Source organism: Sodalis glossinidius str. 'morsitans', from assembly GCF_000010085.1.
In the GTDB taxonomy this organism is placed as follows: domain Bacteria; phylum Pseudomonadota; class Gammaproteobacteria; order Enterobacterales; family Enterobacteriaceae; genus Sodalis; species Sodalis glossinidius.
Window position 1 is genome coordinate 4,158,379 of sequence record NC_007712.1, and the last position, 12,768, is coordinate 4,171,146.

At 50.0% G+C, this 12,768-nt stretch carries 12 protein-coding genes and 1 pseudogene; 1 reads left to right on the top strand and 12 read right to left on the bottom strand.

What is annotated here, in order from left to right:
- Nucleotides 1-2,187 precede the first annotated feature (2,187 nt).
- A pseudogene (locus SGP1_RS28635) lies at nucleotides 2,188-2,811 on the bottom strand (IS5 family transposase); the annotation flags it as partial.
- A 197-nt stretch (nucleotides 2,812-3,008) separates the two neighbouring features.
- Between SGP1_RS28635 and SGP1_RS25225 the strand changes: the two are divergent.
- Nucleotides 3,009-3,515 carry a trypsin-like peptidase domain-containing protein gene (locus SGP1_RS25225; protein ID WP_148203629.1) on the top strand — a complete coding sequence of 169 codons (507 nt, stop codon included), beginning with the start codon at nucleotides 3,009-3,011 and terminating at the stop codon, nucleotides 3,513-3,515.
- Between the two features lie 121 nt (nucleotides 3,516-3,636).
- On the opposite strand, the gene SGP1_RS22020 is transcribed toward SGP1_RS25225, so the two are convergent.
- The 11 genes from SGP1_RS22020 to rpmH form a co-directional block, all read right to left on the bottom strand.
- On the bottom strand, nucleotides 3,637-4,626 hold the full coding sequence (locus SGP1_RS22020; RefSeq protein ID WP_011412229.1) for a GlxA family transcriptional regulator: 990 nt from the start codon (nucleotides 4,624-4,626) through the stop codon (nucleotides 3,637-3,639).
- Between the two features lie 486 nt (nucleotides 4,627-5,112).
- Nucleotides 5,113-5,850: a PTS mannose/fructose/sorbose/N-acetylgalactosamine transporter subunit IIC gene (locus SGP1_RS22025; protein ID WP_041867299.1), complete on the bottom strand. Its 738-nt coding sequence runs from the start codon at nucleotides 5,848-5,850 to the stop codon at nucleotides 5,113-5,115.
- Nucleotides 5,851-5,900: 50 nt separating this feature from the next.
- Nucleotides 5,901-6,350 carry a PTS sugar transporter subunit IIB gene (locus SGP1_RS22030; RefSeq protein ID WP_011412231.1) on the bottom strand — a complete coding sequence of 150 codons (450 nt, stop codon included), beginning with the start codon at nucleotides 6,348-6,350 and terminating at the stop codon, nucleotides 5,901-5,903.
- Complete coding sequence (locus SGP1_RS22035; RefSeq protein ID WP_011412232.1) at nucleotides 6,343-6,765, bottom strand: PTS sugar transporter subunit IIA; 423 nt, start codon at nucleotides 6,763-6,765, stop codon at nucleotides 6,343-6,345. Before SGP1_RS22035 ends, SGP1_RS22030 begins: the two co-directional genes overlap by 8 nt.
- Before the next feature lie 27 nt (nucleotides 6,766-6,792).
- Nucleotides 6,793-7,530 (bottom strand): SDR family oxidoreductase, encoded by a 738-nt coding sequence (locus SGP1_RS22040; RefSeq protein WP_041867300.1) that lies wholly within the window; start codon nucleotides 7,528-7,530, stop codon nucleotides 6,793-6,795.
- A 251-nt stretch (nucleotides 7,531-7,781) separates the two neighbouring features.
- Nucleotides 7,782-7,937, bottom strand: coding sequence for a hypothetical protein (locus tag SGP1_RS31050; RefSeq protein WP_158302472.1), 156 nt, complete (start codon nucleotides 7,935-7,937; stop codon nucleotides 7,782-7,784).
- A 341-nt stretch (nucleotides 7,938-8,278) separates the two neighbouring features.
- Nucleotides 8,279-9,643 carry a tRNA uridine-5-carboxymethylaminomethyl(34) synthesis GTPase MnmE gene (gene mnmE, locus SGP1_RS22045; protein ID WP_011412233.1) on the bottom strand — a complete coding sequence of 455 codons (1,365 nt, stop codon included), beginning with the start codon at nucleotides 9,641-9,643 and terminating at the stop codon, nucleotides 8,279-8,281.
- 101 nt (nucleotides 9,644-9,744) lie between these two features.
- On the bottom strand, nucleotides 9,745-11,388 hold the full coding sequence (gene yidC, locus SGP1_RS22050; RefSeq protein WP_011412234.1) for a membrane protein insertase YidC: 1,644 nt from the start codon (nucleotides 11,386-11,388) through the stop codon (nucleotides 9,745-9,747).
- A 2-nt stretch (nucleotides 11,389-11,390) separates the two neighbouring features.
- Entirely contained in the window at nucleotides 11,391-11,648 is a 258-nt protein-coding gene (gene yidD, locus SGP1_RS28640; RefSeq protein WP_011412235.1) for a membrane protein insertion efficiency factor YidD, read from the bottom strand.
- Nucleotides 11,612-11,971: a ribonuclease P protein component gene (gene rnpA, locus SGP1_RS22055; protein ID WP_011412236.1), complete on the bottom strand. Its 360-nt coding sequence runs from the start codon at nucleotides 11,969-11,971 to the stop codon at nucleotides 11,612-11,614. Before rnpA ends, yidD begins: the two co-directional genes overlap by 37 nt.
- 17 nt (nucleotides 11,972-11,988) lie before the next feature.
- On the bottom strand, nucleotides 11,989-12,132 hold the full coding sequence (gene rpmH / locus SGP1_RS28645; RefSeq protein WP_011412237.1) for a 50S ribosomal protein L34: 144 nt from the start codon (nucleotides 12,130-12,132) through the stop codon (nucleotides 11,989-11,991).
- Nucleotides 12,133-12,768: the final 636 nt, after the last annotated feature.

Consider the following 12,768-nt stretch of genomic DNA (forward strand, 5'->3'; position numbering starts at 1 on the left):
TTATGCCGTTTGCCGAATTCGGCTGAGCGACCCGGCAGCCCTTACCTTCTGTCCCGCTAAAGTTCGCGCAGGCGCCGACGTGAATTATCCCCTCACGGCGAGATCTTGTTACTGCCTGACCCTACCTCACTCTGCTATGGTTCTTTTCTTTGTCAAATCTCCTATTCCATAATCCCTATTATTCCTCTCCTGCTCCTCTTTTCCGTTCCTTAACGCCCTAACTTCCTGACTTTTTAACCTTTAACGTCCAACTCTCCATGTTCTCAACTCCCCAGATTCCTACGCTCACACCCTGTTAATCGAGCCTGGTTTGTAATTAAGTACAGAGCTGCCGTCCATGCAACGGACGTTTGACCAGGGGGGTGTTAAATTATTGCATGCAATGTGAGCCATTATCGAGAATTTTGTCAAATGTTGTGTAGGGTTTTTTGCGTGCTGGTCCAATGGTTGACATACAAAGCGATAATAAAGAAAGATTCTTTATTTCCTAATTCGTCTTAACATATCGGGTGGCCTCACTATTATTCGAGCACATTAAGCATCAAACCGCGCCTGCGGGCGATGATGCATGACAGGATTGTCCTGCTAATAATGATGTCTATCAAGGATGCCCTGCGTTAGTCCACGGTATCGTCAGATAAAACATTCGTTATTTATCGGCACACACAGGAATGAATACCTCCTGCCGCCAGCATATTGAGGTCGTTATCATGAATTTCATTTTTGCATTGTTCGTCGGTGCGTTTATTTCCGGCTACAGTTTTTATCGGCATAACCGATTAATAGAAAGCCGCCAGCTCCCCCGAGTCGATCACAAAAGACACGCGCATTCTCGCACTCTGACTCGTGTGATAAATCCGATTGAGGCCCGCATCACTTTGACTGAAGCTATTAAAGAACGTTTAGTAGTGGTTCAGCGTGAATATCATATAGTGATTAAGGCTGCTTGATAGCGCCAACGGGCGCCAATAACGTCACTCAATCGTATACAGTTGCCTCTTGCGCCGCATGATAAGCGGCGTTGAAAATTCCGGTGCTTTCACGACGGTTGAAAAGACTTATCTTCTCTCGTTTGCAGGGCGATGTCGTCACGGCTGCGGCGGGGAAGAGTCATAAGAGTGGCGTTAAAACAGCGATGTTCATGAACATAAGAATAAGCATGTTTTTAGCATGCTTTATGAATTGAATTGAGAAAACTCATTCATGAGGTCGCCATCAGCATCATAACGCTGTGTTGGGTAATTCGGGCACAATCCCTGGAATGGGCGTGCCAAAGCAGGCAATAACCCTGTCGGTGCGGGCACGGCCGCTGGGGGCCTCCTGAAGTTTACCGCCAGGCAAATAGCGTCTGATAAGACATGAGTATACGAGATTAACACAATGTAAATAATTTTTGGCGAATGGCTGCAAGGGCGAAACAATACATTAGCGTGCCATATCGTTCGCGTAACAAACAGATAATCTTTGCCTGGAAGCTTAGCGCTGTTTATTTCGACGGCGGGGTGAGTTTTTAGCAAAATTAGCCAAGTATGGAAAATGCCAGTGATGAGAGTTATTACGCCGTAAATTCGGTGAGGATTTATGCTACATAAAATTAATATAAATTATATTAAATATAGTATAAAAATATGTATTATAATTATGTTGATTATTTTTTGTGCCAATGTGTAGTGAATTCGTTTCTGTGTAAATCCGGGCGTAGAGGAGAGACATAATCTCATGTTATTCATGGGTTTTGTTCGCCGCCGCGCAGAGGCTTTATATAATGATAATAACGTTGATACTTATGTTATATTATTATTAATAAATCATCGATATGATTGATGGATGAGTAATTTTATGTATGATGCCCCCCATATTTCACGGGGCGCAATAAAGTCGTTCGTCGGTGTAATTACGTTTACCTAGCGATATGCCTGCGTTCTTGGCATAGGGAGAGCTTATACCTCGCAAAAGCTAGTAGCCTACTGCGATATCCATCTTATTTACTTATATCTCCTGGAGATATTCATGAAAAGTTTTTTGTTTGTCATCGTGTTGTCATTATTTTTATCCGGCTGCAGCGCAGTGGGACATTATAATGTCGATAAAACAGCCTCGGATAAAGCAGATTTCCATTTTGTCGGAATACGGCTTTGTTGAATAAATCAGAACTTGTGTGACTACGCCCCCCTAGCAGATCGATTGTTATGCGATCCGGATGCTGTTCGGCATTCCTAACAGCGTCATTTTGTTAAGCGCTTTGACCATCGCTATTGCCTCACCTACCTGCGCATCATAATAGTCACGCAGACTTAGATGATCGCCCATAAGCGTTTTGAACCGGAATATAGCTGTTTCAGCCACTGGCGTCGATGATAGCCCACTTGCTTTTTCCATACATCGTTACTGCCGCTTATATGCTGATTCGCAACGGCGTAGTTACGCTCATGGTATCGGTCTGGCCAATATTGCGCCCCACCTCGTGGAGGAATAAGAGACCTTATTTTCTTCCTCAGCAGAGCATCATGACAGTAGCGGGTATCGTAAGCGCCATCAGCCAACGCTTCCCTGATTTTCCGCTGGGTCTGGTTTATCAGAGCTTGGTAGGGCCTGAGCATCCGTCGTACCGCTGAGCGATAAGTCAGCACAGATAATCTCATGCATTACACTGTCTGCGGCCATATGCAGCTTACGCCACACCCTCCGTCTGTCGGCACCATGCTGTCGGACTTTCCATTCGGTTCCGTCAATGACTAGAGGTGAGATTTCACCACGGGTCGGCGTTTTTATGCTGATCTTAACTGTCTTTGCTCGCTTGCTGATCAGCGACTAGTTGGTTATTTTAAACTTTTGCTTTGCCATGGAGTGCAGATGTTGAAATGACGGTAGTGATCTGAGCAGACGATCACCTAAAAGTTATATTTATTCAACAAAGCTTCGGAATACCCGTTCTTGCGGGGGCAATTGGCTCCAGTTTTCCTATCAATGAATAATACAGCCTTACCGCAGGGCATGTGGCGAAAGTGATGATGGTCAGGGTAAAAGCATACAACCCGATCTGTGATGTCGCCATTATCTATCATGACAATAAACGCCGGGCCCTGCCGCGGCTGGAGGCCGCTAATAAAGGCGAGCAACTCAATATGTATGGTTACAATGCCTACACGGCGATGCCGACCTCATCCAGCGGAACCGTACAAGAATTTGGCTGGTGGAAACAGCCCGGCACCAGTTGTCTGATGGGGTTATCTAACGCTGGCGGTATTCAGGGTATGAGTGGAGGGCCAGTTTACGGCAAAGACGGCGCAATTATCGGCGTGTTGACGGCGACGCATCCCAAGCGGAGACAAACAATTTTCGTTCCTTATCAGAATATCGCCCAATGGGTGGCTCAGGAAATTAACGATCCGCAATTTGCAATGCGAAATGGGGTGAGTAGCGAGAAAGACGCATTGGCGATTGCCAGCACCAATGCACCGCAGACCACCGCTGCGACAACCGGCGCTAGCCCTTTGGTTAAGTCGGTACTGTAGCCTTTAACCGTCGCGTCCAGCTATTTTACGCGTTAAGACCACGGCGGCGGCAGTAATAATCGCATCGGCTAACGGCCTCGCCAGTGAGAAGCACTACGTACAGGCGAATCGGAACGACGACTTATTCGCTGCTGCCAAACTGTTGACGGTAATGCAGCGGGTTAATGCCTAAATTGCGCATAAAGACCCGCCGCATCACATCGGCGCTGGTGAAACCGCAGCGGGCGGCGATCCTGTCGAGATTCATCGACGTCATAAGCAAAAAGCGTCGCGCGGTTTCCAAGCGCACATTCTCTACATATTTCGCCGGTGTGGTGTTCAGCTCGGTTTTAAAGATGCGAATTAACGTGCTGCGGCTCATCGCCAACTGATCGGCCAGTATCTCAACGCTCAACTCTTGTGTCAGATGCTCCTGAAGCCAGGGCTGCAGCGCCTTCAGATTACGGTTGTTGCTGCTTTGCGCCAGCAGGGACAAGCTTTGCTGAGGTTGATGGCTGGGGCGTCGCAAAAAAAGCACCATTTCGCGCGACACTTCAGCCGCCAGCGCATCCCCGCGATCCTCGGCAATAAGGCTAAGAGCCATATCAATACTGGCGGACATTCCCGCCGAAGTATAAATGTTGCCGTCTTTCACCCAAACGGGCTGATCGTCGACCTTGATTTGCGGATGCTGCTGAGCGAATTGCTCCACAACGCGCCAATGGGTGGTTACCCGCTTACCGTTGAGCATTCCCGTCTGCGCCAGAGCGAAAATGCCGCCGCACAGCGAGCATATGCGGCGCGCGTTTTTCGTTTGCGTATTGATCCATTTTATCGCCTCTGGAGGATTACCGCTGGATAATAGGATATTCGAGGTGATAATCAGGGTGTCGATTTTGCTTGTTTGCCATCTGTCATCGGACAGCGAGTAGTTGGCTTGCAGGTTAATGCCGGTCTCGCTCTCGATAGCCAGATCCGCCCTGGTAGAAACCAGTTCTATTTGATAAGAGGATTTTTTGTTCGCCAGCTGGTTTGCCAACCGGAATGCCTCCATCGGCCCCACAACATTAAAAAGGTCGATCGGCGGAATGCAGAGAATGACAATGTTTTGGGGTGGAATACGAGCTGGCATGCTTAACTTCCCTCTACCTTTTTAGCCATTTCTGAACAAAGAGCGGTTCAATTTGATACTTACAATCGGTAAAATGACATTTTTTATTGGGTCATTCCGCTATGTAATTTCCAAAATGAACTTATAGTGCTGTGATAGTTATCATAAAAATGATACTAAAGTAAATTAATCATCAATTGCAAGATGTTTACTTGTAAAGTGCTATATATGATGAAGTATGACGGACCCCGCGTGAACAATGCCCCATGGCGTGCAGGATATAACACACTGGGAATTAACCACAATGCCATAAGCTAACTCCGAAAGCGTAAGGACTAGGACAGCGTACGAGCCCAAGCAATGACTGGCGTCAAAGGCGGCTTTGGCATGAATCTTTTTCCCAAAAACAGAAGAGTAGGATGAATCGTACCATCACGTTTCTCTATAATTTTATCGTTCAAGACAGTTGCTTTTCTGTTATCTCTTTAGGGTACATAGGTAAGATCCTCACGCTTCTTTTTTATTTTGATAATAAGAAATGAGCAATACTGCACTGAGGCCGAAAATTGCCGCGCCGAAAACGGGAATACCGCTGAATTGCACCAGGAAATAGCCGATGAAAAACCAGGGTAGCAACGCCTTTTTGCCAATAACAAAAATGGTCAAGGCAAAGCCGAGCGCAGGGAGCAGGCCGCCCACGACGCTGAAACCATGAATCAGCCATTTCGGTACGCTGTTCAGAAATGCATTGATACTGTCTTTCCCGTAAAGATTGGCCAGGAAGGGGACCGGGAAACGGATGAAAAAGCCAAGCAGGGTCGGCCAGATGATGGTGCACAACTTAATCTGGCGTACATTGCCTTCTTCGGCGTATTTATCCGCCATATGCACGAAGACGGCGTTGACGGTTTTCCTTAATTGGCCAAGAAAAACGCCCATTACCCCGACCGGCACCGCTATAGCGATAGCCAGCGTCGGCGAAAGACCGGTATTCAAAGCGAGTGGTATGGCGATAAGGCCGGCCAGGCAGTCATCGGCCGGCAGGTTGGAGCCCGCCGCTACCAGACCGATGTACAAAATTTGAATCGCCGCACTGATAATGACCGCCTGTGTGACGTCACCCATTATCAAGCCAATCAGCACCGACGCAAATAATGGCTGGCGGATGGCGTGGGTAATGGCATAACCGACATCAGTTTTACATATCCAATACCAAAGCCCTGTAAAAATCGCGACTTCCCACATAGTCAACCCTCCAGACGCGTAATGACCTTATCCAACGTTAATTTGACTTCCTACGGGGTGACCTGGAAGTAAACGGCGGTTCCCTGCGACTGAATAAATTTGAGATCCTGTAAATCCTGATCATCAATAGATATGTCGTTCACTACGCTGCGCCGGTTTACACCACCACCGAGTTCCCCAACCTGAACTGCATTAAATACGATATCCTTTGCCATCAGATGCTTGATGTTACCGATGGATTTGAATAAAACCAGTATGTTGATTTTATTCGTGTCGAAGTACCCCTCCTGAGAGGCTTTAATAAAATCCTCTTCAGCCATGACATGGACATCGACGCCTAGTGGTGGCGCCATCACATAAATTTCGGCCAAAAAAGAGTCTTTGGATAATTTGTCATCCACAATAACGATTTCGGTTGCGGAAATAATATTTCGCCATTTTGTAATGACTTTCCCATGAATGAGGAGAAAATCGACCCGTACCAGTTTTATATTATTCATAGGTATTCCCGTTAGCTATTGATGTCACGTTTTTGATACTTTCACCGCCTGCTTCAATAATTCGGTTTACCAGTTCCTCAATATTTAATTCATTACGGTACATCTCGGCTTCAATTAGCATGGGTAGATTCATGCCGCAAATCACCGGAAACCCTTTGCGTTTGGCGAATACCGTTGCTACGTTTGATGGCGTGCCGGCATAGATATCGGTAAAGATAATGCTATGGGTGGGTGCCCGTTTTAACACCTCGCTCATTTCTTTCATTAATTGCTCAGGCGCCATGCCCGGCATTAATGAAAAACAATAAATATTCTCAATTTTACCCAAGATCATTTCGCAGCTATTAACCAATTCGTTGCCAAAGCGACCATGTGAAATGACAAATAACCAGGGAACCACGTTTGATTTATCCATAAAATTTCCTGCCAGAAATGAAAAGGATTAGCCGCGAGATTTGCCCCCCGTGATGTTTATGATGGTGCCTGTGATATAGCTGGACTTATCGGACAGCAGACAGGTAACCAGATTGGCAATTTCATCCAGTTTTCCCTGACGGCCAAGAGGTATTTTTTGGCTGTAATCTTCATCAATGTTCGTCGTCTTTATACCTCGCGTGTAGGCCAGCGCTTCGCGGTGCTTGGCATCCCCCATAGGCGTCGGCTCATTGATGCCGGGTGCAACGCCAACTACCCGAATACAGAACTCACCCAGCTCCTTCGCCCAGGATAGGGTGAAACCATGCACGGCGGCTTTGGTCGCGGAATAACAGATCCTTCGATGCCGGCCTCGGAAAGGATATTCACCTTCCTGCGTGCAAATAAAAGGCCCTTTTTGGTTGACTCGCACCATAAAGTCAAAATCATCGTTGCTTAATTTATACTGCGGCGTTTCGCTATAATAGTCGACCAACAACCGGGCGCGGTTGACCCCTGCATTGTTGACCAAACCATCAATACGCTGGTACTGATGATAGACGTCGTCGACAAACTTCTTAAATGATGTGCGATCGGTGATATCGCATAAGCGGTAATCTACGCCGGTCGCGCGGTTGGCCGCGTCCGGTAATTGGATATCAGCAACAATGACCTGGGCATTATTTTCCAGTAGGTCGCTGACAATATGCGCACCAATCCCGGAGCTTCCACCGGTAACGATAACGACCCGCTGATCAAGATCTATTCACTTATTCGACGCCATTGCATTCTCTCCAAATGAAGTTGAAGCCAGGTAGTGCTAGAGATAATATAAAAGGCGTGCCAGCTTTTATTTTACTTTATTTTCATATAGTTAAAGTTAGTATTTAGACTTCGCCGGAAGCCTGCACACTATATTTTGTCCGCTTTCAACACTAGCAGAGACTGGTCAACAGTGATCCAGGGCTCCATCAGCTCATAAATCATTAGGCATTCCGTGGTGGTCATGGCAAAATGTTACTTGTTGATGAGCGGTCGGGAGGCTTCCGGCGTCAGGGCGATAAAATGGCGCTGCTGCTTGGGCAGCTCTCTATCTTCACGATGATTTAAGCCATCGTGGGTCATCAGTCGTTCGATCATCGCCGCCAGATGCATAAACAAATTAATACGCATTTCGCGGACATGGGTAACCTTTTCACATAGAACCGATTAAAGGTTACCTTGTTGCTTTCACGCGGGTTTCGCAAGCGCCGGAGTGGGCGAAAGACAACCACCTCATAGATTTGGCGCTGGTAGATCCCCACGTTCCGCATTGCCATCGGGTAGCGTTAGCCATTCCCCGGTTTTCGCGTGCCGTCGGCGACAGAAATCGTATTTATGTTTTAACGGATTTTCCCAAATCTCCTGCCGCAGACCATCATGCGGTCACAGGCAGGATGGATTTAATCAGCGAAGGGGGGAAATTTGCCCGCTGGGGATAAAGCGGAATAGTGAGGATGTTGATGGAACTGGACTCACTTTCCAATGCAAAAACTGGAAAAAATCCTGCCGAGCAGGTCATCTGAGCTGAATTCGCCGGTTATCTCGCTCAGAGACTGCTGCGCCAGACGCAGCTCCTCAGCGAGCAACTCTCCATAGCAAGCGCTTACTAGCTGTTCTTTTCCCTGTTGTAAATGGGTCGCGGCAGTCTCCAGTGCGTCGAGATGACGCCTGCGGGCCAAAAAACCCCCCTCGGTGCCGCCGGTAAAGCCCATGCTCTGTTTCAAATGGGTACGCAGCAGGTCCATGCCCACACCGGACTGGGCGGATAGGGTAATAAGTAAGTAACCGCTTATATCACTAATAGCGACGCTTTCGCCGGTGAGGTCGGCTTTATTGCGCACTACCGTAACCGGCATTCCGGAAGGCAAACGGGCGATGAACGCTGGCCAAAGCATATCCGGGTCGCTGAGGGGGGTGGCAGCGCCGTCCACCATCAGCAGCACATGGTCGGCTTGTTCAATTTCACGCCAGGCGCGCTCAATGCCGATCCGCTCCACCTCGTCGCCGGCGTTGCGCAGGCCGGCGGTGTCGATAATATGCAGCGGCATACCGTCGAGATGGATATGTTCACGCAGCACGTCGCGTGTCGTGCCCGCAATGGCGGTGACGATAGCCGCTTCGCGCCCCGCCAGCGCATTAAGCAAACTGGATTTACCGGCGTTCGGCTTACCGGCAATTACCACTTTCATCCCTTCGCGCAGAAGACTGCCCTGGCGCGCTTCGGTGCGCACCCGTTCCAGTCTGGCGATAACGTCGTTCAGGCTGGCTTCAATTTTACCTTCGGAGAGGAAATCAATCTCTTCATCGGGAAAGTCGATGGCCGCTTCGACATAGATACGTAGATTAGTAAGCGCTTTCACTAATTCATGAATACGGCCGGAAAACGCGCCCTGTAGCGAATTGATCGCCGAGCGTGCGGCCTGAGCCGAGCTGGCGTCGATGAGATCGGCAATAGCCTCTGCCTGGGCCAAATCCAGTTTGTCGTTAAGAAAGGCGCGTTCCGAAAACTCGCCGGGGCGCGCAATGCGCACGCCGGGCATCGCGACGATACGCTGTAGCAACAAATCCAATATGACTGGGCCGCCATGGCCCTGCAATTCCAGGACATCTTCGCCGGTAAAGGAGTGGGGGCCGGGAAAAAACAGCGCGATGCCCTGATCAAGCGTCGTGCCGTCGTCGTCGCGAAAGGGCAGATATTCAGCCTGACGCGGTCGCGGCAGCTTGCCCAGCAGCGCGCGGGCTACCGGGGCGGCTAAGGGGCCGGAGACGCGCAATATGCCGACGCTGCCGCGTCCGGGCGGAGTAGCAAGGGCAGTAATGGTATCCGTCTGGCTCATTGAAACGCTCGCTTTGCGCCGCGGGGCGCGGTTGTAAAAAATAAAGGCGGTCATATTGATGACCGCCTTATCAGCGTGGCTATCTGGCCGGGCATGCGCTGTTACTTGGCTTTTTTATCCCTGCTATGCAGGCCGCGCTTTTCCAGGCCGCGATAAATAAGCTGCTGCTGGATGATGGTCACCAGGTTGCTGACGATATAGTACAACACCAGACCTGACGGGAACCACAGGAAGAACACGGTGAAAATGACCGGCATAAAAGTCATGATCTTCTGCTGCATCAGATCAGTGACGGTGGTGGGCGACATCTTCTGGATGAAGAACATGGTAATGCCCATCAAGAGCGGCAGGATGTAGTACGGGTCTTGTGCCGACAGGTCATGGATCCACAGCGCGAACGGCGCATGGCGCAATTCAATGGAGCCTGACAGCATGTAATAAAGCGCTAGAAAGATGGGCATCTGGATCACCAGTGGCAGACAGCCGCCCAGCGGATTGACCTTTTCCGCCTTGTACAGCGCCATCATTTCCTGGCTTTGCCGTTGCTTATCGTCACCCAGACGCTCGCGCATCGCCGCCAGTTTCGGTTGCAGCATCCGCATCTTGGCCATCGAGGTGTACTGCGCCTTGGTCAGCGGGTACATGATGCCGCGCACGATGAAGGTGATGATAATGATGGAGAAGCCCCAGTTGCCGATATAGCTGTGGATGAATTTCAGCAGCTTGAACAGCGGTTGGGAAATAAACCATAGCCAGCCGTAATCGACCGCCAGATCCAGATGCGGGGCTATGGCCGCCATCTTGTCCTGAATCTCAGGACCGAGCCACAACGTGGCTTTAAGCTCACTTTGGCCGCCGGCCGCGACGGTGACGGGGGCGGATTTGAAGCCGACCGCCGCCAGGCCGTTGCCTAAGTCCGAGGTGTAGAACGTGTTTTTACCCGGAGTGAAAGGCACCCAGGCCGTGGCGAAATACTGCTGGAGCATGGCGACCCAGCCGCCTTCGGTGCTGACGCTCAGGTTCTCGCCTTTGATATCCTTGAAGCTGTACTTCTGATATTTGTCGTCGGTGGTGGAATAGGCCGCGCCACGGTAGGTGTGCAGCGCGAAGTTGCTGCTGTCGGTATTACGCGCCTTGGGCAAATCAATGGATTGCTTCAACTGACCGAATAACGTCAGCTCGAGCGGCTGCGCGCTGGCGTTATTAATATCGTAATTGACATTCAACGCGAAATCGCCGCGTTTCAGAATAAAGGCCTTGGTGTACACCACGCCGTCAGGGGTGGTGTAGGTCAACGGCACGCGCAATTCGCTCTGGTTATCCGCCAGAACATAGGTGTCCTGGTTCGTGGTAAACAGCGGGCGCTCGCCGTTGGCGGGATTGTCCGGGCCGTTTTTGCCTGTCAGGCCGCTTTGCGCCTGATAGACGAATTCCGGGGACGTTTCCAGCAAATGGAAAGGCTGCGGTGAACCCAGTTTATCGGGATAGGATAGCAGGAAAGCCTGTTCGATGTCACCGCCGCGAGTGTTGATTTTCAGCGACAGCACGTCGGTTTTAACCGTAATGAGCTGGCCTTGTCCGCTGGCGGGCACACCCTGGCTGTTCGGGTCTGCCGCAGTGGTGTTCGCGGTCTGTTGCGTGGTCTGGGCGGTAGGCGTAGGAGCATGGTCCGTCTGCCAGGCCTGCCAGATCATGAAAGACACGAACAGCAGAGCGATGACAAGAAGATTGCGTTGCGAATCCATTGTTAGTGTTCTCTGTTGTCAAAGTTTTTTGGTGGCACGGGATCTTCGCCACCTGGGTTCAAAGGGTGGCATTTTAATACGCGTTTTAATGTCAACCAACTGCCTTTTAACATACCAAACCTGCGTATTGCCTCAATTCCATACTGCGAACAAGTGGGCCGGAACCGGCAATGAGGCCCCAGCAACGGGCTGATGACGAGTTGATAACCGCGTATCAACCCGATCAGCAGCTTTGAGACTGGCGACAATGGCGGCGCCATAATTTTTCTAACGCTTCCGTCAGGGTATGGTTATCCAGATCGGCCACGCCTTTTTTGGCGATGACCACAAAATCCATGGTGGGCAGGGCATGCTGATGCAGGCGGAAACTTTCGCGCGTCAAGCGCTTGATCCGGTTACGTTCATGGGCCCGTTTTACATGTTTTTTGGCGACCGTGAGACCGACGCGGGGATGCCCCAGCGTGTTCAGGCGGCCGAGGATGGTAACATGCGGCGTGCCGGCCCATTGAGGCTGCTGGAAGACAAAAGTAAAGTGATTGGGAGTTAACAACCGTAACTCCCGGGGAAATGCGAGCTTAACCACCCGGTGGGCAAGCTTTCTTACTTGGAAGATAAGGTCAGGCGTGTACGGCCTTTTGCACGACGACGTGCCAAAACCTGACGACCGTTCTTCGTTGCCATACGAGCACGGAAACCGTGGGAACGGTTGCGTTTCAATACGGACGGTTGGAAAGTGCGTTTCATAGCGATTTCTACCTAAACTTTGATAATTACTGATCAGTAAACGCGTTTGGCCGCTCGGTGTGAAAACGACCGACGCCTCAATCGCATAACGATTAAAGAGGCGGGATTGTAATAATTGTACAGTCCCGAGTCAATTCACATCGCGCTTGCCCGCCTCCTGAATACCCGTGTCCATACAAGAATCTCCGTCCGGCAAGTCGGACAGGACAACAGACGTCACGTGTAGGGCAGAGAATTATACGGGGTTCCCGCCAAAGCGCAAGGATCCTGCGGGATCTAGTCTATTCCTGTCAGGATTACATGTCCGCGATCCCGGTCGAAAAATTCAGACTATGCTTAATTTTGTCGATCATAAGGCTTACTTTTTATCCAGCGGGGAGATTATCAGGTACACTCCCAAGCGCCCGGTTACCCTGTGGATAAAAAGGATGAAAACTGTGTAGAAGAGGAGGATCTGTGGCGCGGTTTGCGTTATTATCCGCACTCCCTGGCGGGATCTCCGCGAGATCCGTCGCGGGAAAAACCGTTTAAGGCGGTTCGCAGGTTGCATCACGGTAATCTGTGTCAAAAAGATGATCCTGAATCATACAGTTTTGTTTCTTTTCTTTTGTTGATCTTGTTCGATTGGAGTCCGCC